This window comes from Streptomyces netropsis (assembly GCF_014203545.1).
Taxonomy (GTDB): Bacteria; Actinomycetota; Actinomycetes; order Streptomycetales; family Streptomycetaceae; genus Streptomyces; species Streptomyces netropsis.
In genome coordinates, this window is sequence record NZ_JACHJG010000011.1 from 133229 (window position 1) to 153380 (window position 20152).

21 protein-coding genes are annotated in these 20152 nt (G+C 73.1%); 5 read left to right on the forward strand and 16 right to left on the reverse strand.

The window, feature by feature from the left end; genetic code table 11:
* Positions 1-12 precede the first annotated feature (12 nt).
* Both FHS38_RS24605 and FHS38_RS24610 read left to right on the forward strand, forming a co-directional pair.
* Positions 13-246: a hypothetical protein gene (locus tag FHS38_RS24605; RefSeq protein ID WP_130876588.1), complete on the forward strand. Its 234-nt coding sequence runs from the start codon at positions 13-15 to the stop codon at positions 244-246.
* Positions 246-617 (forward strand): toxin Doc, encoded by a 372-nt coding sequence (locus FHS38_RS24610; RefSeq protein WP_130876587.1) that lies wholly within the window; start codon positions 246-248, stop codon positions 615-617. The genes FHS38_RS24605 and FHS38_RS24610 overlap by 1 nt, the downstream gene beginning before the upstream one ends.
* Before the next feature lie 26 nt (positions 618-643).
* Here FHS38_RS24610 and FHS38_RS24615 read toward each other — a convergent pair whose 3' ends face one another.
* The 3 genes from FHS38_RS24615 to FHS38_RS24625 all read right to left on the reverse strand — a co-directional run bounded on the left by FHS38_RS24615 (position 644) and on the right by FHS38_RS24625 (position 5190).
* Positions 644-2020: a GNAT family N-acetyltransferase gene (locus FHS38_RS24615; RefSeq protein WP_184736892.1), complete on the reverse strand. Its 1377-nt coding sequence runs from the start codon at positions 2018-2020 to the stop codon at positions 644-646.
* A gap of 129 nt (positions 2021-2149) precedes the next feature.
* Positions 2150-3541 (reverse strand): dihydrolipoyl dehydrogenase family protein, encoded by a 1392-nt coding sequence (locus FHS38_RS24620; RefSeq protein ID WP_184736894.1) that lies wholly within the window; start codon positions 3539-3541, stop codon positions 2150-2152.
* 77 nt (positions 3542-3618) lie between these two features.
* On the reverse strand, positions 3619-5190 hold the full coding sequence (locus FHS38_RS24625; RefSeq protein ID WP_184736896.1) for an alkaline phosphatase D family protein: 1572 nt from the start codon (positions 5188-5190) through the stop codon (positions 3619-3621).
* A 188-nt stretch (positions 5191-5378) separates the two neighbouring features.
* Here FHS38_RS24625 and FHS38_RS24630 point away from each other — a divergent pair, with 188 nt between their 5' ends.
* Positions 5379-5813 (forward strand): VOC family protein, encoded by a 435-nt coding sequence (locus FHS38_RS24630; RefSeq protein WP_184736898.1) that lies wholly within the window; start codon positions 5379-5381, stop codon positions 5811-5813.
* A gap of 19 nt (positions 5814-5832) precedes the next feature.
* Here the strand turns inward: FHS38_RS24630 and FHS38_RS24635 are convergent, their stop codons facing one another.
* Positions 5833-6663, reverse strand: a complete 831-nt coding sequence (locus FHS38_RS24635; RefSeq protein WP_184736900.1) for an alpha/beta fold hydrolase — start codon at positions 6661-6663, stop codon at positions 5833-5835.
* 163 nt (positions 6664-6826) lie between these two features.
* Here FHS38_RS24635 and sigJ point away from each other — a divergent pair, with 163 nt between their 5' ends.
* Positions 6827-7717 carry an RNA polymerase sigma factor SigJ gene (gene sigJ / locus FHS38_RS24640; protein ID WP_229822053.1) on the forward strand — a complete coding sequence of 297 codons (891 nt, stop codon included), beginning with the start codon at positions 6827-6829 and terminating at the stop codon, positions 7715-7717.
* Between the two features lie 31 nt (positions 7718-7748).
* On the opposite strand, the gene FHS38_RS24645 is transcribed toward sigJ, so the two are convergent.
* The gene (locus FHS38_RS24645; protein WP_184736902.1) at positions 7749-8495 is read right to left on the reverse strand and encodes an SDR family oxidoreductase; all 747 of its coding nucleotides are present in this window, start codon (positions 8493-8495) and stop codon (positions 7749-7751) included.
* Positions 8496-8645: 150 nt separating this feature from the next.
* Here FHS38_RS24645 and FHS38_RS24650 point away from each other — a divergent pair, with 150 nt between their 5' ends.
* The gene (locus tag FHS38_RS24650; protein ID WP_184736904.1) at positions 8646-9386 is read left to right on the forward strand and encodes a GntR family transcriptional regulator; all 741 of its coding nucleotides are present in this window, start codon (positions 8646-8648) and stop codon (positions 9384-9386) included.
* A 24-nt stretch (positions 9387-9410) separates the two neighbouring features.
* Here the strand turns inward: FHS38_RS24650 and FHS38_RS24655 are convergent, their stop codons facing one another.
* The 11 genes from FHS38_RS24655 to FHS38_RS24705 form a co-directional block, all read right to left on the reverse strand.
* Positions 9411-10577, reverse strand: a complete 1167-nt coding sequence (locus tag FHS38_RS24655) for an ROK family protein (RefSeq protein ID WP_184736906.1) — start codon at positions 10575-10577, stop codon at positions 9411-9413.
* A gap of 108 nt (positions 10578-10685) precedes the next feature.
* Positions 10686-11336, reverse strand: coding sequence for a response regulator (locus FHS38_RS24660; protein ID WP_184736908.1), 651 nt, complete (start codon positions 11334-11336; stop codon positions 10686-10688).
* Positions 11337-11397: 61 nt separating this feature from the next.
* Positions 11398-12198: a VOC family protein gene (locus tag FHS38_RS24665; RefSeq protein ID WP_184736909.1), complete on the reverse strand. Its 801-nt coding sequence runs from the start codon at positions 12196-12198 to the stop codon at positions 11398-11400.
* Positions 12199-12278: 80 nt separating this feature from the next.
* Complete coding sequence (locus FHS38_RS24670; RefSeq protein WP_184736911.1) at positions 12279-13475, reverse strand: sensor histidine kinase; 1197 nt, start codon at positions 13473-13475, stop codon at positions 12279-12281.
* Positions 13476-13507: 32 nt separating this feature from the next.
* Positions 13508-14053: a G/U mismatch-specific DNA glycosylase gene (mug, locus tag FHS38_RS24675; RefSeq protein WP_184736913.1), complete on the reverse strand. Its 546-nt coding sequence runs from the start codon at positions 14051-14053 to the stop codon at positions 13508-13510.
* Between the two features lie 30 nt (positions 14054-14083).
* Entirely contained in the window at positions 14084-14527 is a 444-nt protein-coding gene (locus tag FHS38_RS24680; protein ID WP_184736915.1) for an MscL family protein, read from the reverse strand.
* 130 nt (positions 14528-14657) lie between these two features.
* Complete coding sequence (purB, locus tag FHS38_RS24685; protein ID WP_184736917.1) at positions 14658-16100, reverse strand: adenylosuccinate lyase; 1443 nt, start codon at positions 16098-16100, stop codon at positions 14658-14660.
* 59 nt (positions 16101-16159) lie between these two features.
* On the reverse strand, positions 16160-16963 hold the full coding sequence (locus FHS38_RS24690) for an SGNH/GDSL hydrolase family protein (protein WP_184736919.1): 804 nt from the start codon (positions 16961-16963) through the stop codon (positions 16160-16162).
* A 73-nt stretch (positions 16964-17036) separates the two neighbouring features.
* Positions 17037-18050 (reverse strand): hemolysin family protein, encoded by a 1014-nt coding sequence (locus tag FHS38_RS24695; RefSeq protein WP_184736921.1) that lies wholly within the window; start codon positions 18048-18050, stop codon positions 17037-17039.
* Positions 18047-19444 (reverse strand): hemolysin family protein, encoded by a 1398-nt coding sequence (locus FHS38_RS24700; protein WP_184736944.1) that lies wholly within the window; start codon positions 19442-19444, stop codon positions 18047-18049. Before FHS38_RS24700 ends, FHS38_RS24695 begins: the two co-directional genes overlap by 4 nt.
* A 239-nt stretch (positions 19445-19683) precedes the next feature.
* The gene (locus FHS38_RS24705; RefSeq protein WP_184736946.1) at positions 19684-20103 is read right to left on the reverse strand and encodes a GNAT family N-acetyltransferase; all 420 of its coding nucleotides are present in this window, start codon (positions 20101-20103) and stop codon (positions 19684-19686) included.
* Positions 20104-20152 lie beyond the last annotated feature (49 nt).

Genomic DNA, 20152 nt, shown 5'->3' on the forward strand with positions numbered 1-20152 from the left:
TACCGTGGAGCAATGCCGGCACTCAACGTTGAATTCACCGAACAGGAACTCGCGGACATCCGCGAGGCCGCCGCCGCCGACGGCAAGAGCATCAAGGCGTACGTGCACGACCTGTCCGTCCGCGAGCAGCAGCGCCGGCGCTTCGTGGAACGGGCCGCGAAGTTCTGGAACGAGAACATGGCCGAGTTCGACGCGGCGTTCCCCGAGGAGGCCCCGCCGTCCGCGGGGCGGGGCGCGGCGGCCTGATGGCTCTGCTCATCGATCTGCCCTGGCTCCTGGGCGTACAGGAGCAGAAGCTGCACGAGGAGCCCGCCGTGCACGACTACACGGCGCTCCACGCGGCCGTGTCCCGGCACGCCTTCGACGTGGCGCGGTTCGACTACCGCCCCGACGCCGCCTGGCGCGCCGCCGCCCTGATGCACACGCTCGTCCGGCTCCAGCCGTTGCCGGTGCGCAGCAGCCTGTACGCGTGCATGGTCGTCGTGGCCTACATGGCCGCCGCCGGCGAGGGCATCGACCCGCCGTACGGGGCCGTCGTGGATCTGGCCCGGGACATCAAGGAGTTCCGCGTCGAGGTGTACGAATGCGCCGAGCGGATCCGCGCCTGGCGCATCTGACCGGCCCCGGCGGCCGGCCGGTGTCTTCAGGGCGCGGACGTCGCCGTCGCCGGCGCGAGGCGTGCGGTGATCACGAGCGTGCCCTCCTCGACCTGGTAGTCCAGCGGCAGACCCAGTGCGCGCATCGCCGCGACCATCCCGGTGTTCGAGGCCTGGGTCACGGCGTAGACGCTCTCGCACCGCGCCTCCCCGGCCAGTGCCACCAGCCGGCCGAGCAGCTCGGCGCCCACGCCCCGCCGCTGCCAGTCGTCCTCGACGAGCAGCGCGACCTCGGTCTCGTCGCCGTCCCACAGCAGATGGCCGAGGGCGACGAGACGGCCGGAGGCGGTGTACGCGGCCAGGGTGCGCCCGAAGCGCGGGCTGAGGAGGTGGCGCAGATAGCGGTCGGCGTCACCGATCGGCCCGTGGTAGCGCAGGGCGAGCGTCGCGGGGGAGCAGCGGTCGTGCATCTCGCGCGCGGCGACGAGGTCGCCGGGGTCGGCCCGGCGGACGGTGATCGCGTTGCCCTCGGGCAGCGTCAGCACATCACTGCGCGGCGGTACGCGCGGACCGAGCCGCGCGTCCAGCTCGACCAGTGCGCGGGCCCGGGCGAACTCCGTGGGGGTGAACGGCAGATACGGGCGCTCGATGGTGATCGATCCGCCGGACGGGTCGCGCAGCCGCATCACCGTCTCCTCCCACACCCCTTCCGTGGGCACCGGCTCGGCGGGGGTGCCGCTGCGCGGTGAACGCGCCGGGATCGAGTGGATCGTGCACCGGCCGAGCAACTGCCGCAACGCGAGGGGCAGTTCGGAGGCATCGAGGGCGGTGCGGGTGGCGAGGTTCAGCACCCGGGTGGGGGCGTCCACGAGGTCGTGGGCGTCCGCCCGCTCCAGCCAGGTGCCGCTGCCGCCCCCGGCGGCGACGGCGTCGGTCAGCACGCCGGGCGGCAGTGCCGCCGGGGCGCGCAGCAGCAGCTCGTCGACGGTGCCGTCGGCCAGCGGATGGGTCTGGAGGGAGAGGATGTCGACGCGGTGGTGCGCCAGCGCCTGGCACAGCGCGGCGAGGCTGCCGGGCTCGTCGCGCACGGTGGTGCGCATCCGCCACAGCGTCGTCGCCCCCGTGTCCGCCTTCGGGCGGGTTCCGGAGGCGGGGGCCGGGGCGCTTGCAGCGCCCCGGGCCTCGTCCCCCGCCGGCGGGGGAGCGGGGTGGTGCCGCCGGGCCCACCAGGTGTGGAAGCCGGTCGTCGCGACCAGGGCGGCGGCGGAGGCGATCAGCAGGGTGGGGCCGTCGGGGCCGTGCACGACGGTGTTGGCCACGGAATCGGCGGCGGCCACCGCGGTGAACAGGGCGGCCAGTTCGACCAGGTCCCGCCGCCAGTGATGGGGCCGGTGAGCGCGCTTCGCGGGGGTCTCGTCGGTCATGCCACCACCCTGGCCGAGCGGTGTTGCGTGATCACGAACGTCCTGTGACCGATGGGTTAAGGGCGCTTGCGGACTCTTCCGTGCGAAGCGCCCGTTTTCCCCCGTCGCCCCGCTCTTCCGGCCGCGGCCTCAGCCTCCGCTTCCGCCCGACCCCAGGTCCTTGAGCGCGTCCTCCACGGCCCGGTGGAAGGTCGGATACGCGTAGATCATGTGCCGCAGCGACGCGACCGGCACCTCGGCCCGGACCGCCACCGCCAGACCGTACAGCACCTCGCCGCCCGCGGGCCCCGCCGAGGTCGCGCCGACCAGCACCCCGCGGTCCGCGTCCTCGACGAGCTTCACCAGGCCCTCGTTGCCCGCCTTGTGGATCCAGCCGCGCGCCGAGGACGGCACCCGCGAGATGCCCGTCCGCACCCGCAGCCCCTTCTCCCGGGCCTGCTTCTCCGTCAGGCCCACGGCGCCGATCTCCGGGTCGGTGAAGGTGACGCGCGGCAGGGCGCGGTAGTCGGCGTCGGGGCCCGGCTCGCCGAGCAGCGCCCGGACCGCGATGTCCGCCTCGTACATCGCGACGTGGGTGAACGCCCCGTGCCCGGTCACATCGCCCACGCCCCACAGCCCCGGCGCCGCCAGCAACTGCCCGTCGACGGCCAGCGCCCGGGCCTTCGGGTCGAGGCCCACGGTCTCCAGGCCCAGCCCGGCGAGGTCCACCCGACGGCCCGTGGCGACCAGCAGCCGCTCGGCGGTCAGCTCGTCGCCGCCCTCCAGCGTGATCGTGAAGGTGTCGCCGCTGTGCCGCACACCGCTCGCCCGCGCCCCGGTCCGAAGGGTCAGACCCTGCTCGCGCAGCACCCCGGCCAGCAGCTCGCCGGCCTCCGGCTCCTCGACGGGGATCAGGGAGTCCAGGGCCTCCACGACGGTGACGCGGGTGCCGAAGCGGGCGTAGACCTGCGCGATCTCCACCCCGATCGCGCCGCCGCCGAGCACCAGCAGGGAGCGCGGCGGCTCCTTCGCGGCGATCGCGTCCCGGTTGGTCCAGTACGGCACGTCGGCGAGGCCGGGCACCGGCGGGATCTGCGGACGGGTGCCCGTCGCGAGGACCACACCGCGCCGGGCGTGGAAGGCCTCGGTCCCGCCGTCCTTCCCCATCACCTCCACCAGACCCGGCCCGGTGAGCCTGCCGCGCCCGCGCGCCAGCCGACCGCCCTTGCCGGTGAAGCGGTCGGCGGCGACCTTGTCGTCCCAGTCGTCGGTGGCCTCCTCGCGGATTCGGGCGGCCACCGGCCCCCAGTCGGCCGTGACCTCGGCGGAACCCGCCATGCCGGGCACGCGCCGGGCCTCCGCCAGCAGATTCCCGGCGCGGATCATCATCTTGCTGGGCACGCAGCCCCAGTACGGGCACTCGCCGCCGACCAGCTCCGCCTCGACGCCCACCACGCTCAGCCCGGCCTCGGCCAGACTGCCCGCGACCTGCTCACCGCCCGGCCCCATACCGATGACGACGACATCCACCTGCTCGGCCATGGCGCAGCGCCCCTTCCCGTCAGGTCCCGCTCGGCTCGCCCCAGGGTTTCCCACCCTCCCATCCGCCGCGGGCGGCGTCACTGTCCGACGCGCCCCGGCTGGAGCACCTTGGTGAACAGCACGGCCCCGCTCTCGGCGCGCAGCCGGACGGTCAGCTCGCCGCCGTCCGCGTCGATGGCCACCTCCCCGAAGAACTGGCTGTCCTGCCCGGGCGGCACGTTCGCCGTGGTGGGCGCCTTGACGAAGGTCTGCTCGGGTCCGAAGGTGCCGTCCAGTCGCACCGCCGGGAAGCCGCCCGCGTTCAGCGGCCCCGAGACGAACTCCCAGAACGGCGCGAAGTCCTTGAACGCCGCCCGCGAGGGGTCGTAGTGCTGTGCGGAGGTGTAGTGCACATCGGCGGTCAGCCACAGGGTGCCGGTGATCCGGCGGTGCAAGATGTGCCGCAGCAGCTCGGCGATCTGCAGTTCGCGGCCGAGCGGCGCCCCCGGATCGCCCTGCGCGACTGCCTCGAAGTTCACCGCGCCGTCCGGGACGACCAGGCCCAGCGGCATGTCGGAGGCGATCACCTTCCACACCGCGCGCGAGCGGGACAGCTCCCGCTTGAGCCAGGCCAACTGTCGCGCGCCGAGGATGCCGCCGTTGTCGTCGGGCCACCGGCCGGGGGAGTTGGCGTCGCGGTAGGTGCGCATGTCGAGGACGAAGACGTCGAGCAGGGGACCGTGGCGCAGCACGCGGTAGACCCGGCCGTCCTCGTCGGGCCGCTTGGTGGAGAGGGGGAAGTACTCGCCGAAGGCCCGACCCGAGCGCGCGGCCAGCACGTCGACGCTCTTCTCGGTGTAGCGCGCGTCGTCCAGGATCTGGCCGGGGTACCAGTTGTTGCGCACCTCGTGGTCGTCCCACTGGACGATCGAGGGCACCTGCGCGTTGAAGTCCCGCAGGTGCGCATCGAGGAGGTTGTAGCGGAAGGCACCGCGGAACTCCGCGAGTGTCTCCGCCACCTTCGACTTCTCCGGGGTGGTGACGTTCCGCCAGGTACCGCCGCCGGGCAGCGCGACCCGCTCCTGGATCGGCCCGTCGGCATAGATGGTGTCGCCGCTGCACAGGAAGAAGTCCGGGTCCAGCCGCCGCATCCGCTCGAAGATGCGGTATCCGCCCCGGTCCGGGTTGATGCCCCAGCCCTGTCCGGCGAGGTCTCCCGACCACAGGAAGCGGATGTCCCTCCGGTGCGCCGGGGCGGTGCGGAAGGTGCCGTACACCGGGCGGCCGGTGCGCCGCGGGTCGTCGGGGTCGGCGAGGACGACCCGGTAGTGGATCTGCTCCCCGGGCGGCAGGCCGACGAGCGGCGTCCGGCCGGTGAAGTCCGTGTCCGGTCCGACGACCGGGCCGACCCAGCGGCGCGCCCTGCGGAACGAGTCGGTGGCCGAGGTCTCCACGACCATCCGGGCCCTGCGGTCCGAGCGTGCCCACACCAGCCCCGAAGAGGCCGTCACATCGCCGACCTGCACGCCCCATTCGGCGCTCGGCCGTCCCGAGAGCGCCTGCGCGGGTGCCGCCCCGGCCAGTGGCGGCACCGTCAGCGCGGCGGCCCCGGCCAGCGAGCCCCGCAGCACCGCGCGCCGGTCGACTGCCGTCCCCGAATCCCGGGTCATGGAAACCTCCTGTGTCTCACTGGTCCCTTTGCTATCGGTGCCACATGCCCCGCACCCGAACGGACGGTGAACAACGGGTCGTCGAGTGGCGGGGAAGCGCCGGCCGCAAGGGCCGGGTGGCCCTGCGACGAAGGTCCGACGACCAGCGACCGATCGCATCATGATCAACCGCCGCATAGGCTCGTGGCATGCCTGCCAACGCACACGCACACATACGCATCGCCCGCCCCTCCCGTGACCTCGATGCCGCGGAGCGCTTCTGGGTCCAGGGACTGGGACTGTCCGTGGTCTGGCGGCGCGAGGTCGCCGCCGAGGACCCGCCGGGAGAGGAGTACGGGCTGCTCATGGTGGGCTGGCCTGACGCCGGCTGGCATCTGGAGCTGTCCCACGAGGCCGGGGCGCCCACCGCACCGGCGCCGACGGACGAGGATCTGCTCGTCGTCTACCTCGACGGCCCGGTCCCGGACGAACTGCTCGCCCGCCTCGAGGAGCACGGCGGCAAGCGCGTTCCGGCGCACAACCCGTACTGGGACGAGTGGGGGGTCACCGTCGAGGACCCGGACGGCTACCGCCTGGTGCTCTCGACGCGTGCGTGGACCAACGTCCCCTTCCCCGGGGCCTGACCCCACGCCTCGGCGCGCGTCAGCGGGTGGCGTCGAGGATGACGCGGGCCACGAGCGCGGGGTCGTCGTTCATGGGGACGTGCCCGCAGCCGGGCAGCCGGACGAGCCGCGCGCCGGGCATGACCTTCTTGGCCCGGACGCCCTGGCGGCGCAGGAGGATCCGGTCGGCGGTGCCCCAGGCGACGGTGACCGGCACCTCGGCGACGTCGTGGGTGAACAGCACCGAACGCCCGGCGGCGATGGTGGCCTCGAAAGCGGTCGCCTCGCGCAGGGCGCGGGTCTCGGCGATCACCGCCTCCGGCGAACGGCGGGCGGGGCGGGCGTAGATGGTGGAGGTCAGCGCCGCCCGGCCCGCCGCCGTACGGGCCAGCCGCGCCACCGTGGGGGAAGGGAGTCTCAGGGCGCTCTGCCGCATGGCGCGCAGCACCCCGAAGGCGTAGCGGCGCTCGCCCTCGGTCCAGAACCCGGCCGGGGAGAGGGCGGTGACGGTCCGTACGAGCTTCTCGTGCCCGAGTTGCAGGGCGAGCAGGCCGCCGAGGGAGTTGCCCACGACGTGCGGCCGGTCCAGCCCCAGTGCCTCGAAGAGCGCGCCGAGGACGGCCGTCACGTCCCGCAGGTCGTGGCCGACGCCGTCGGGCAGCGCGGGGGAGACGCCGAAGCCGGGCAGGTCGACGGCGATGACGTCGCGCTCGGCGGCGAGGGCGCCGACGACCGGGTCCCAGGCCTGGAGGTGGTGGCCGATGCCGTGCAGCAGGACCACCGGCTCCCCGCCGCCCACCCGTTCGTAGGCGACCTCCGCGGTCTGCCGTCCGGTGGGGGTGTCGATGGGGAACGAGATCGTGTCGACCATGGGAGCAGCTCCTGTCGTCATCCGCGCTCGGCGTGTGTGAGACAGGATGTCAGCAGCGGTTACCGCTGGGTAGACCTTGGACGCGAGACCCCCGCCCCCGCCGCCCGGGGTGAGAGCGGGCTCATGTGGACAACCCGGCGACGGGTCGGGTGAGATGTGAGGCGTGGGAGACCTGACTACGAGTGACGCCGCGCTCGACGCCTTCGAGGAGCACCGCTCCACGCTGACCGGCGTGGCCTATCGCATGCTGGGCCGGGTGGCGGACGCGGAGGACGTCGTCCAGGAGGCCTGGCTGCGCTGGTCCGGCGCGGACCGGGGCGAGGTCCGCGACGCACGCGGGTATCTGGTGCGCGTCACCACCCGGCTGGCCATCGACCGGCTGCGCCAGGCGCAGTCCCGGCGCGAGGCCTACGTCGGGCCGTGGCTCCCCGAGCCGATCGCCACGGACTTCGGCCACACCGTCCCCGACACCGCCGAGCGGGCCGTGCTCGCCGACTCCGTCTCGCTGGCCGTCCTCGTCGTCCTGGAGTCGCTCTCCCCGCTGGAGCGCGCGGTCTTCGTACTGCGCGAGGCGTTCGGCTTCCCGTACCAGGAGATCGCCGTCACGCTCGACCGTTCGGAGTCGGCCGTGCGCCAGCTCGCCGGGCGCGCCCGGCGCCACGTCGAGGAGGGCAAGCCGCGCTTCGCGGTGGACCCGGCGCGCCAACGCGACCTCACCGAGCGGTTCCTCGCCGCGGCCACCGGCGGCAGCATCGAGGAGCTGCTCGCCCTGCTCGCGCCCGACGTGCGGCTCGTCAGCGACAGCGGCGGCAGGTCCAAGGCACCGCTGCGGGTCATCGACACCGCCGACAAGGTCGGACGGTTCCTCATCGCCGTGGGCCAAGGGACGCTGCCGGAGCCGGAGTTCCGTTTCATGGAGATCAACGGCCGCCCGGGGCTGTGCGTGCTGTCCCAAGGGCGCCCGGACACCGTCTTCAGCCTCGACGTCGAGGACGGACACATCACCGCGATCTATCTGATGCGCAACCCCGACAAGATCGCGGGCCTGGGCTAGGGCCTGTCTTGCCGACGGGTCACCCCCGTAGTCAGAGTCCGCCGGCCACGCGCAGCACCGCGCCCGTGGTGTACGACGCCTCCGGCGACATCAGCCACGCCACCGCGCCCGCGACCTCGTCCGGCTCGCCGGGGCGGCCCATGGGCACGCGGTCGGCGTTGCGCCACGGCCGCTCGGGGTCGCCCATCGAGGCGTGGATATCGGTGACGATCATGCCGGGCTGCACCGAATTGACCCGGACGCCTTCCTGGGCGAGCTCCTTGGCCAGCCCCACGGTGAGCGCGTCCACGGCGGCCTTGCTCGCCGCGTAGTGCACGTACTCGCCCGGGCTGCCCAGCGTCGCCGCGCCCGAGGAGATGTTCACGATCGCGCCGCCCTGTCCGCCGTGCCGGGTCGACATCTCCAGGGCCGCCCGCCGGGCGCAGATCAGCGCCCCCGTCACATTGACGTCGACGACCCGGCGCATCCGCTCCACCGGCGTCTCGGTGAACCGGCCGAGCAGCCCGGTGATCCCGGCGTTGTTGACCAGACCGGTGATCGGTCCCAACCGCTCCCGCACCGTGTCGAAGAGCTCGTCGACCTGGCTCTCGACGCTGGTGTCGACCTGTACGGCCACACACTTCCCGCCCGCGGCCCGGACCGCGGCCGCCGTCTCCTCCGCGGCCTCCCGGGCCCGCTCGTAGCCGATGCCGACGTGGTGTCCGGCGCTGGCCAGCCGCACCGCGACCGCCGCCCCGATGCCCCGGCTGCCACCCGTGATCACGGTGACCTGATCCATGTTCGCCGCCCCGAGTATGAAGAGCTGATGATCATCGACCGTACCTCTGTCATTGGTCTTGACCAAGTGTGCGTACCGTCCTATGGTCGCAGGGATACTGCAACAACCTTTAATAAAGAAGCGCGCAAAAAGCCTTTGCGGAGGATCAGGGTGGGGACCACGCAGCTGGAAACGGTGCCGGAGCCGAAGTACTGGCACCTGAAGACCGTGCTCACCGACGCACTCGACTCCGAGTTCGCCGTGGGCGAGATCCTGCCCAACGAACGTGAGCTGGCGGCCCGTTTCGGCGTCGCCCGGGCCACGCTCCGACAGGCCCTCGAGCAGCTCGAGCTGGAAGGCCGCCTCCAGCGCCGGCGCGGCGTCGGCACGACCGTCGCCCCGCCCCGGGTGGGCGTCGCCGTCGGCGACGCCGAGCACAGCTGGCCCGGCGCGGGCGCCGACAGCTGGCAGCCCGTCGACAGCGTGGTGGCCGCCCCGCCCGTCGCCGTCGCCCGCCTCCTCGGCACCGGTGCCGACGCCGTCGTGCACACCGTCCGGCGCACCCGCGGCAACCACGGCCAGCCGGTCGCCGCCGAGCTGCTGTACGTACGGGCGGACAGCGTCCCCGGACTCACCGCCATCGGCGCGCTCACCGGGGCGGGCCGCGCCCGGGCCGTGCTGCGCGAACTGCAGCGCCTGGACCTGGAGGGCCAGGACCGGTCCGTCGAGCTGGGCTCCGCCCGGGCCGACGACGCCAAGCAGCTCGACCGGCTGCCCGGCTCGCCCGTCCTCCTCGTCACCACCCGCTACTACGCGAACGGCCGCACCGTCGCCGTCGCCGTGGCCACCTACCGTGCCGACACCTGCAAGCTCACCTTCGGCGACTCGGGCGTGCAACTGCTGGCCGGCTGACGCCGTTCGACAGCCGGGGCCCGGTCAGCGACGTGCCGTGACCGTGCTCTCGACCGCGAAGAGCTGTTCCTCCACGTGGTCGAGGGCCAGTCGCAGCGCGCCCGTCGCCACCGCGGCCTCGCCCAGCAGCGACTGCGCCACCCGGGGCGGCCGCAGACAATAGCGGGCCAACTCGGCCCGCAGCGGCTCCAGCACACCGTCCAGTCCGGCCGCCCAGCCGCCCACCACGACCAGCTCCGGGTCGAGCGCCAGCACCAGCGCCGCCACGTCGTGCACCAGCCGCCGCATGAACCGCTCCACCGCGGCCTGCGCCCGCACGTCGCCCTCCCGGGCCAGCGTGAACACCCGCGCCACCTGCGCCTCGTCCAGCGGATGCAGCGGCTGCCCGGTGGTGGACAGCACCTCCTCCGGGGTGGCCTCCCGGCCCAGCAGATGCAGGGCGCCGATCTCCCCGGCCGCACCTCCGAAACCCCGGTGCAGCCGCCCGCCGATCAGCGAACCGGCCCCCGGGCTCAGCCCCGCGAGCACGAACACCACGTCGTCGGAGTCGGTGGCCGCGCCCTTCCAGTGCTCGGCCACCGCGGCCGCGTTCGCGTCGTTCTCCACCAGCACCGGACAGCGGAACGAGCGGCGCAGCCGCTCCCCGAGCCGCAGCCCGGTCCACTCCGGCAGCGCCGTGCCCAGCCGGACGGTCCCGTCCGCTTCCACGATGCCCGGGCTCGCCACCCCCACCGCGCGCAACGAACCGCACGCCACGCCGGAGCGCCGCAGCAGATCGGCGACGGCCTCCCGCACCCGCTCCAGCCGCTCGTCGGCCGACGCGGTCTCGGACACCTCCAGGGACGCCGAGCCCACGACGCGTCCGCGCAGGTCCGCCAGGAGGGCGGCGACCCGGTGCGGCCCGATCTCGATGCCCAGCAGATGCCCCGCCTCGACCCGGAACCTGAAGCGCCGCGCCGGGCGGCCCTGGCGGCGTGCCGCGCCCTCCTCGGCGGACGCCTCCATCACGAGGCCGGATTCCATCAGCCCCTCGATGACGCCCTCGACGGTCGGCCGGGACAGCCCCGTCAGCTTGACGAGGTCGGTGAGCGTGGGAGCCGCGGACGGGGCGGCGGTGCGCAGCGCGTGCAGGACCACGGCCGAATTGATCCGCCGCAGCAGAGACGGATCCCCACCGGTGAGCCGCCCCAACGTGCCGCCTCCTCGCTTTGCGCACCCTTTGCCCTGACGTGCGGATCGTATCCGGTGCCGTGCCGGTCGGCGAGCGTCGGGACGCCGCCCGGACGAGGTGTCCGGGACTCACCCCGGCGCGACGAACCCCGACTCGTACGCCGCGATCACCGCCTGGGTGCGGTCACGCGCGCCCAGCTTCGCGAGCACCGAGCTGACGTGCGTCTTCACCGTTTCCGTCCCCAGCGTCAGACTGTGGGCGATCTCCGGGTTGGACATCCCGCGCGCCATCAGCCGCAGCACGTCCGCCTCCCGGGCGGTCAGCGCCGCCCGCTCCATCGTGGCCCGGGCGCGCTCGTTGCCGTACGAGGCCGCGAGCCTGCGCAGGGCGGTGGGGAACAGCAGCGAATCGCCCGCGGCCACCGTCCGCACCGCCTGCACGATCTCCGCCGGCGCGGCGCGCTTGAGGAGAAAACCGTCGGCTCCGGCCCGCAGCGCGTCGTAGACGTACTGGTCGTTCTCGAACGTCGTCACCACGAGGATCTTCGGCGGTGCCGCCACGGTGCGCAGCACCGCCCGGGTCGCCTCGATGCCGTCCAGCAGCGGCATCCGCACGTCCATCGCCACCACGTCCGGCCGCAGGCTCCGCACCAGCGGCAGTACGGCGGCGCCGTCCGCCGCCTCGCCCACCACCTCGATGTCCGGCTGCGCGGAGAGGATGGCGCGCAGCCCGGCGCGTACGAGGGGTTCGTCGTCCACGAGCAGCACGGTGATCGGCACCCGGTCAGCCTAACGGCACGTCAGGGCGGCTGTGGGCGGGCCCCGGCGGGTGCCGTGGTGATCAGGCCGCGGACATCGTCGGCAGGTCGCCTTCCCGCGTGCCGAGGTCCATCACGGAGAACGCCGCGCCCTGCGGATCGGTCAGCGCGGCGAACCGGCCGAACGGGGTCCCCATCGGACCGAACTTCACCTCCCCGCCGCCCTTGGTCGCCCGCTCCACCGCCGCTTCGCAGTCGTCCACGGCGAAGAAGACATTGATGTACGGCGGCACTTCGGGCGGGAACTCCTCCGTCATCCCCATCCGCCCCAGCACGGCGTCGTCGCCGAGATTGAACACCTTGAAATCGACGTTGTCGTCCTCCAGGCGCTGCACGCCGTACGGGAAGACGGCGGGGAAGAAGGCGTCCGCCCTCTCCGGTTGGCGGGTGAACACCTCGGCCCAGCAGAACGCGCCCGTCTCGCCGCGCTTCTCGAAGCCCTCGTGGGTCCCCGCCTGCCAGACACCGAAGAGGACGCCGCCCGGGTCCTTCGCGAGCACCATCGAGCCGAAGTCGCCCACCTTCATCGGCTCCAGCAGCACCTCGCCGCCGTTGCCGCTGATCTTCGCGGCGGTGGCGGTGACGTCCGGGGACGCGAGGTACAGACACCAGGCCGACTCCGTGTCCTGTTCCTGGCCGGGCATCGGCGGGGCCACGGCGGCCACCGCCTTGCCGTCCGCGTACGCCTGTGTGTAATCGCCGAACTCCGCTGCGCTCTCGCTGAACGTCCAGCCCAGTAGATCGCCGTAGAAGCGTTTCGCGCCTTCCACGTCCGTGAACGTCGCGTCCGCCCAGCACGGCATGCCTTCCGCCAGTGCGGCCATGGCCCTGCTCCCTTCGGCTCGGCCGAAACGGTCCCGGTTTTCACGCTAGTCAGTGCCGGGCCCACCCGCACGGCAGGCGGTCAGCCCAGGGGGAGCACCGCCCGCACGCGCCATCCGTCCTCGTGGGCCCCCGCCTCGGCCTCCCCGCCGAGCAGGGCGGCACGCTCACGGATGCCCCGCAGACCGCTGCCACCGCTGCTGTCCCAGGCCGCGCCACCCGCCTTCGGCAGCGCGTTGCGGATGTCCAGCTCCACGACCCGCTCGCGGACGGCGATCCGTACGGACACCGGCACCGGGCCCGCGTGCCGCACCACATTGGTGAGGGCCTCCTGGACGATGCGGTAGCCCTCCCGCGAGACCGGCCCCGGGACGGTCGCCACCGCACCGCTCATCTCCGACGTGACCTGGGCCCCGGAGCCCCGCGCCGCCGCCAGCAGCCGTTCGGCGTCGGCGAGGGTGGGGCGGCCCGCCGCCGACGGGGCTTCCTCGCGCAGGATGCCCAGCACCCGTTCCAGGTCCTCCAGGGCGTGCCGGCCCGTCTCCTCGATCGCGGCGAGGGCCTGCTCGGTGAACTCCGCGGAACCCGCCGCCCGGGCCGCGCCCGCCTGGACCACGGCCACCGTCAGGGCGTGCCCGACGGAGTCGTGCAACTCCCGTGCCAGGCGGTTGTGTTCCAGCAGCCGTTCCGTACGCTCCTCCAACGCGGCGAGCCGCTCGGCCGCCGACGGCCCGAGCAGCGCCTTCGCCGCCGCGGCCAGCGCCGCGCCCGCCGCGACGACGAACGCGAGCAGCAAGGCCGGCGGCAACGGCGCGAGCAGCGCGTACCACCGGCTCTCGCCCGTCGGCCACCACGGAGCCGGCCCGGGACCCCGCCCGCCGTCGGCGGAGCGCAGCAGACCCCATGTCAGCGGGGGGACCCACACGCTCAGGAACGCCGTCAGTACGCCCAGTTCGTAGCGCAGCACCAGCCAGAGTGCCGTCCGCCAGCGGTCGCCCCACGAGGCACTGCGGGAAGCGGGCGTCCCGCCGTCGCGGGCGCCGGGGAACAGCAGCAGCTGGGCCTGCACCCCCTCCGACAGCCGGACCGCCGGGACCATCGCCGACGCCACCAACAGGGGCACGGGCGTGACCAATAGCCAGGCCGCCTGCCGTGTGCCGAGGCCGGACAGCCCCGGGTGGACGAGCGCGCAGACCGCCGCGAGCACGGTGGCCATGACCAGGTGCAGCCAGCGCGTGAAGGTGACGGCCCGGAAGACGAGGCGCGGTGGGGCGAGCATCCCGCCATCCTCGCAGCAGCCTCGCGGCGGTCTCAGCCGGCGGTGGATCCGGCGGCGGCCCGCAGCCGCTCGTACTCCTCGGTCATCCGCGGAAGCGTCCAGGAGGCGTTCAGACCGCTGGGGTTGGGCAGCACCCAGATCCGGGTCGAGCCGATCGTCCGTTCCTGCGGTCCGATCACCGCACGCTTGTCGTCGAAGGCGATCCGGTACGCGGTGACGCCGACGACCGCCAGCCACCGGGGCCGCAGCCGTGCCACCTTCTCGGTGAGCAGCAGCCCGCCCTCGCGGAACTCCTCCTTGCTCACCTCGTCGGCCCGCGCCGACGGCCGGTCCACGACGTTGGTGATGCCCAGCCCGTACGAGAGCAGTTCCTCCTGCTCGGCGGGGGCGAGCTGCCGGGGCGTGAAGCCGGACCGGTGCAGCACCGGCCAGAAGCGGTTGCCCGGGCGGGCGAAGTGATGGCCCGTGGCGGCGGACATCAGACCGGGGTTGATGCCGCAGAACAGGACCCGCAGGTCCTCCGCGACCACGTCACCTACCACTGTGCGGCCCACCTTGATCAACGGGGGAGAGGACATCCCGATGATAGGCGGTGGCCCGCAGCGCCCTTACGCGGTCCGCGCGGCAGCCGCGGGAGGCTGCTCCGTGCCGCAGTGCCTGCACTTGTAAGCGGCCTCGGGAAGGTCCTCGGACAGGCAGGCCGGGCATGTCTTGAGCGGCCCCTGCTCCTTGAAGACGACCACACCGCGCCGGGCCTGGATGTGCTTGTAGGGCACGACGATGAAGAAGTAGACGACGGCCATGAAGATGAGGAAGTACAGCACGGCGGAGAGGAAGGCGCCGGCGTCGAGGTAGGTGGATCTGTTGCCGGCCCGGCCGAGCTGCCAGCCCAGCCCCACCGAACGGCCGCCCTGGGCGCGTGTGATGACGGGGTTGACCACGAAGTCGGTGAACGCCTTGATGAGGGTGCTGAGCGCCAGGGCGATGATCAGAGCGACGGCCACGGTGACGATGTCGCCGCGCATGACGAAATTCTTGAGTCCCTTGAGCATGGCCGCTCCTGGCGTCAGGCATCCGATGGGCCACGCAGAACGGTACATTTCCCGATAGAAAACGCAGACCACCCGCCGCCGTGTCGAGGAAGACACGGTGGCGGGTGGCCTGTGGGGCGCGGGGAAAGCGTCAGAGGATGGCGCCGGGGGCGTACGCGGCCGCCTCCGGGTGCTGCTTGGCGATCTCCTCGATCCGGGCGACGACCGTGGCGACCTGGTCACCGGCGGCGCCGGTGAAGGACAGCTTGTCGGCCATCAGGGCGTCGAGGCCCGCGCGGTCCAGCGGGATGCGCTCGTCGGCGGCGAGCTTGTCGAGCAGCTCGTTGCGCTCGGCGCCCTGCTCGCGCATCGCCAGCGCGGAGGCCACCGCGTGCTCCTTGATGACCTCGTGGGCGACCTCGCGGCCGACCCCGGCGCGCACCGCGCCCATCAGCACCTTGGTGGTGGCGAGGAACGGGAGGTAGCGGTCCAGCTCACGGGCGACGACGGCCGGGAACGCGCCGAACTCGTCGAGGACCGTCAGGAAGGTCTCCAGCAGGCCGTCGAGCGCGAAGAACGCGTCCGGCAGCGCGACGCGGCGCACCACCGAGCAGGAGACGTCGCCCTCGTTCCACTGGTCGCCCGCCAGCTCGCCGGTCATCGAGGCGTAGCCGCGCAGGATGACCATGAGGCCGTTGACGCGCTCGCAGGAGCGGGTGTTCATCTTGTGCGGCATCGCGGACGAGCCGACCTGACCCGGCTTGAAGCCCTCGGTCACCAGCTCGTGGCCGGCCATCAGCCGGACGGTCTTGGCCAGCGAGGACGGCGCGGCGGCCAGCTGCACCAGCGAGGTGACCACGTCGTAGTCCAGCGAGCGCGGGTAGACCTGGCCGACGGAGGTGAAGGCGTGCGCGAAGCCGAGGTGGCCCGCGATCCGCTGCTCCAGCTCGGCCAGCTTCGAGGCGTCGCCGCCGAGCAGGTCGAGCATGTCCTGGGCGGTGCCGACCGGGCCCTTGATGCCGCGCAGCGGGTAGCGGCCGAGCAGCTCCTCGAGCCGCCCGAAGGCGACGAGCAGCTCGTCGGCGGTGGTCGCGAAGCGCTTGCCGAGGGTGGTGGCCTGCGCGGCGACGTTGTGCGAGCGGCCTGCCATGACCAGCTCGGCGTACTCGCCGGAGAGCTTGCCGAGGCGGGCGAGGACGGCGACCGTGCGGTCGCGCATCAGCTCCAGCGAGAGCCGGACCTGGAGCTGCTCCACGTTCTCCGTGAGGTCACGGGAGGTCATGCCCTTGTGGACGTGCTCGTGGCCGGCGAGGGCGTTGAACTCCTCGATCCGGGCCTTCACGTCGTGCCGCGTGATCTTCTCGCGCTCGGCGATGGAGGCCAGGTCGACCTGGTCCAGAACGCGCTCGTAATCGGCGAGGGCGGCGTCGGGGACCTTGATCCCGAGGTCCTTCTGGGCGCGCAGCACGGCGAGCCACAGCCGCCGCTCCAGCGTCACCTTGTACTCGGGGGACCACAGGACGGCCAGCTCTGCGGAGGCGTAGCGGCCGGCCAGGACATTGGGGATGCGGGGCTTCAAAGACGCAGCAGTCACGTGACCGGATTCTACTGGCGTTTCGCGCAGGCCAGCGCCCCGCCCCGGTTTGTACGTTGCTACGAGAGCGGACCGGCGGGCTCGGCGTCGCCCCCGTAGGGCGCCAGCTCGGCCCGCTTGGGCGGCCGGCCGTCCCCGCTGGAGCGTCCGGTCAGCCGGCGGCCGATCCACGGCACCAGGTGCTCGCGGGCGAACCGGGCGTCCGAGGTCCGGCGGGCCGCCCAGCCGGGGCGGACGAGCGGGGGCAGGGGCTCGCGCCAGTCGAACGACGCCTCGTGCCCGAGCGCCTGCCACACGGCCTCGGCCACCCGCCGGTGCCCCTCGGCGTTCAGGTGCAGCCGGTCCTCGGCCCACAGCCGGGAGTCGCCCAGCACCTCGGCGCCGAAGAGATCGACGACCAGCGCGCCGTGCCGGCCGGCCAGGTCGTCGATGAAACCGAAGAGCTGCTCCATGCGTGGCCGGAACCGCTCCATCACCGGACCCTGCCGCCCGGGGCTGCGCATCAGCACCAGCTGACGGCAGCTCGGCGCGAGCCGCGCCACCGCCTCCTCCAGGCGCGCGCAGACCAGGTCCACGTCGCACTTGGGGCGCAGGACGTCGTTGAGTCCGCCGACCAGCGTCACCAGGTCGGCGTCCATCGCGGCGGCGGCCGCCGACTGCTCGTCGGTGATCTGGCCGATGAGCTTGCCGCGCACGGCGAGGTTCGCGTAGCGGAAGCCGGGGGCGCGCGCCGCGAGCCGGGCCGCGAGGAGATCGGCCCAGCCGCGGTACGAGCCGTCCGGCAGCTCGTCGGACATGCCCTCGGTGAAGGAGTCACCGACGGCGACGAAGCTGGTGTATGTGTAGGTCGCATTGATCTGCATGGCGCGGGCGATCCTACTCCCCGGCGCGGCGGCCCCGGCGACGGGTGCCGGTCCCGCCGCGCCGGGGGCCGCCTCACGGCCGCTGGCCCACCAGCTCGCGCAGGACGTCCTCCAGCGTGACCAGTCCGGCCAGCCGGTCGTCCTCGCCGATGACGGCCGCGAGGTGGGTGCCGGTGCCGCGCATCGCGGTGATCACGTCGTCCAACGGGGTGGCCGCCCGCACCTGGGCGATCGGACGCATCCGACGGCGCGGGAAGGGCACGTCGCGCGGCTCGGCGTCCAGCGCGTCCTTCACGTGCAGATAGCCCGTGATCCGCCCCGCGTTGTCCACCACGGGGAAGCGGGAGAACCCCGACTCCGCGGAGAGCCGCTCCAGCCCCTCGGGGGTGATGCCGAAGGGGGCGGAGACGACCCGCTCGACCGGCATCACGACGTCCTGGACCGGGCGGGTGCCCAGCTCCAGCACGTCCCGCAGCCGCTCGGTGGCCCGGTCGTCCAGGAGGCCCGCCGCGCTGGAGTCGGCCACGATCCGGGCGAGCTGGTCGTCCGAGAAGGTCGCCGCGACCTCGTCCTTGGGCTCCACCCGCAACAGCTTGAGCAGAGAGTTCGCCAGCTGGTTGATGGCGAAGACCACCGGGCGCAGCGCCCGCGCGAGGGTGACCAGCGGCGGTCCGAGCAGCAGCGCGGTGCGCACCGGTTCGGCGAGGGCGATGTTCTTCGGCACCATCTCGCCGAAGAGCATGTGCAGATACGTCGCCACGGCCAGCGCGATCACGAACGACACCGGGTGGGTCAGCCCGGCCGGCATGCCGACCGCGTGGAAGACCGGCTCCAGGAGATGGGCGATCGCCGGTTCGGCGACCACACCGAGCACCAGGGTGCACAGCGTGATGCCGAGCTGGGCCGCGGCCATCAGCGCCGAGATGTGCCGCAGGCCCCACAGGACACTGCGGCCACGCCGGTCACCGCGCTCGGCGTACGGCTCGATCTGACTGCGGCGCACCGAGATCAGGGCGAACTCCGCGCCGACGAAGAAGGCGTTGACGACCAGCGTCGCCAGGCCGATGAGCAGTTGGACGGCGGTCATCGGCCGGCCTCCTTACGGGTCCGGAAGCGGGATCCGCCGCCTGCTTCGGGGGCACGGTCGAGGCCGCTCCCGGGGTCGGGGTCGGCGTCCGGCGGCGGAGCCGTCAGCCGGACCCGCGCCGCGCGGCGGCCGGAGGCGTCGACCACGTCGATCCGCCAGCCCGCCACCTCGACCTTGTCGCCCTCGACCGGGATCCGGCCGAGCTCGGTCGCGACCATCCCGGCCAGTGTCTCGTACGGGCCGTCCGGCGCCCGCAGGCCGATGGCCTCCAGCTGGTCGGTACGGGCCGCGCCGTCCGCGTCGTAGAGCTCGCGCCCGGCGGCGTCCTGCCCGGCCGGGGCGAGGTCGGGGATCTCGACGGGGTCGTGCTCGTCACGGACCTCGCCGACGACCTCCTCGATGATGTCCTCCAGGGTGACCACGCCGGCCGTACCGCCGTACTCGTCGATGACGACGGCCATGCTGCGCTTGGCCGACAGCCGGTCCAGCAGCCGGTCCACCGTCAGCGACTCCGGTACGAGCAGCGGCTCGCGCAGCAGCGCCGCGACGGGGTGGTGCGGACGCCGCTCGGCGGGTATCGCGAGAACGTCCTTGATGTGGGCGATGCCGACGACCGTGTCGAGATTGCCCCGGTAGACGGGGAAGCGGGACAGGCCGGTCGCCCGGGTGGCGTTCGCGACGTCCTCGGCCGTGGCCTCCGCGCCCAGCGCGGTGACCTGGACGCGGGGCGTCATCACGTTCTCCGCCGTCAGTTCGGCGAGGTTCAGCGTCCGCACGAACAGCTCGGCGGTGTCCGCCTCCAGCGCGCCCTCCTTGGCGGAGTGCCGGGCGAGCGCGACCAGCTCCTTGGGGGAGCGCGCCGTGGCCAGCTCCTCGGCCGGCTCCAGCCCCATCCGGTGCAGCGTGCGGTTGGCGGTGTTGTTGAGGTGGGTGATGAGGGGGCGGAACGCCGCGCTGAACGCGCGCTGCGGGCCCGCGACCCGCTTCGCCACCGGCAGCGGCCGGGAGATCGCCCAGTTCTTCGGTACGAGCTCGCCGACGACCATCAGCACCACCGTGGAGATCACGGTGCCCAGGACCAGAGCGGTCGAGGACGCCACGGAGGCGGACAGGCCGAGCGCCTTCATCGGGCCGGTGAGCAGCGCGGCGATGGACGGCTTGGAGATCATGCCGATGATCAGACCGGTGACCGTGATGCCCAGCTGGGCGCCGGAGAGCTGGAAGGTGAGGCCGCGCACGGCCTTGAGCGCGCCTTCGGCACCGCGGTCGCCCTTCTCGGCGGCCCGCTCCAGCTCGCCCCGCTCGACGGTGGTGAGGGAGAACTCGGCCGCGACGAAGACGGCACAGGCCAGTGTCAGCAGCAGGGCGACCAGTAGGAGGAGTACTTCGGTCATCGGTTCACCTCCGTCCCATGATCCGGCAGGGGCGGAAGGATCGCGCGATGTCGACTCCGGGGACTACTGGGAGGCTCGCCCATGGCTGGACGCTCACACCTTTCGTTGGCTCGTGGGTGTCATCCGCACCCCTCGGCGAGGGCCGACGGGTGCGGTGAAGAAGGATGAACAAGGATGAAGGAGGTCAGTCCGACCCTTCAATGGTAAAGGATCAGCAAAGCGATCCGGTCGCGGTGAGGTCAGAGCGGCTTGACCCAGCGGCTCCACTGCGGCTCGCGGGCGTAGCCCGCCGCCCGCCACGCGTGGTGCGCCGACTCGTTCCGGTCCAGCACCATGGCGTCCCCGCGCCGACCGCCGAGCGAGACGAACCGTTCCTCGGCGGCCGCGAGCAGCGCACGCGCCACGCCCCGGCGGCGGTGGCGGGGGTGGACGGCGAGTCGGTAGAGGTGGCACCGCCAGCCGTCGAAGCCGGCGATCACCGTGCCGGCCAGCTCGCCGTCGCACTCGGCCAGCAGCAGGGACTCGGGGTCACGGGCGAGCAGCCGGGCCATGCCCGTCCCGTCGTCGCTGATGCTGGTCCCCTCGGCGGCGTCCTTCCAGAAGGCGAGCACGGCGTCGAGCTCCGAGGGCTCCGCGGCCCGGATATGTAGATCGCTCATAACGGCGATCCCACCACCGGCCGGGCCGCGGTGTCGAACACGTTTCGCC

Bases quoted from the DNA above. Each gene is read 5' to 3' on its own strand.
- FHS38_RS24630 (WP_184736898.1), top strand. From the start codon at position 5,379: ATGCCTGCCAACGCACACGCACACATACGCATCGCCCGCCCCTCCCGT.
- FHS38_RS24645 (WP_184736902.1), bottom strand. From the start codon at position 8,495: ATGGATCAGGTCACCGTGATCACGGGTGGCAGCCGGGGCATCGGGGCG.
- FHS38_RS24700 (WP_184736944.1), bottom strand. From the start codon at position 19,444: ATGACCGAAGTACTCCTCCTACTGGTCGCCCTGCTGCTGACACTGGCC.
- FHS38_RS24605 (WP_130876588.1), top strand. From the start codon at position 13: ATGCCGGCACTCAACGTTGAATTCACCGAACAGGAACTCGCGGACATC.
- FHS38_RS24695 (WP_184736921.1), bottom strand. From the start codon at position 18,050: ATGACCGCCGTCCAACTGCTCATCGGCCTGGCGACGCTGGTCGTCAAC.
- FHS38_RS24670 (WP_184736911.1), bottom strand. From the start codon at position 13,475: ATGCTCGCCCCACCGCGCCTCGTCTTCCGGGCCGTCACCTTCACGCGC.
- FHS38_RS24625 (WP_184736896.1), bottom strand. From the start codon at position 5,190: ATGACCCGGGATTCGGGGACGGCAGTCGACCGGCGCGCGGTGCTGCGG.
- FHS38_RS24690 (WP_184736919.1), bottom strand. From the start codon at position 16,963: ATGCAGATCAATGCGACCTACACATACACCAGCTTCGTCGCCGTCGGT.
- FHS38_RS24635 (WP_184736900.1), bottom strand. From the start codon at position 6,663: ATGGTCGACACGATCTCGTTCCCCATCGACACCCCCACCGGACGGCAG.
- FHS38_RS24610 (WP_130876587.1), top strand. From the start codon at position 246: ATGGCTCTGCTCATCGATCTGCCCTGGCTCCTGGGCGTACAGGAGCAG.
- FHS38_RS24705 (WP_184736946.1), bottom strand. From the start codon at position 20,103: ATGAGCGATCTACATATCCGGGCCGCGGAGCCCTCGGAGCTCGACGCC.
- FHS38_RS24620 (WP_184736894.1), bottom strand. From the start codon at position 3,541: ATGGCCGAGCAGGTGGATGTCGTCGTCATCGGTATGGGGCCGGGCGGT.
- FHS38_RS24680 (WP_184736915.1), bottom strand. From the start codon at position 14,527: ATGCTCAAGGGACTCAAGAATTTCGTCATGCGCGGCGACATCGTCACC.
- mug (WP_184736913.1), bottom strand. From the start codon at position 14,053: ATGTCCTCTCCCCCGTTGATCAAGGTGGGCCGCACAGTGGTAGGTGAC.
- FHS38_RS24615 (WP_184736892.1), bottom strand. From the start codon at position 2,020: ATGACCGACGAGACCCCCGCGAAGCGCGCTCACCGGCCCCATCACTGG.
- FHS38_RS24665 (WP_184736909.1), bottom strand. From the start codon at position 12,198: ATGGCCGCACTGGCGGAAGGCATGCCGTGCTGGGCGGACGCGACGTTC.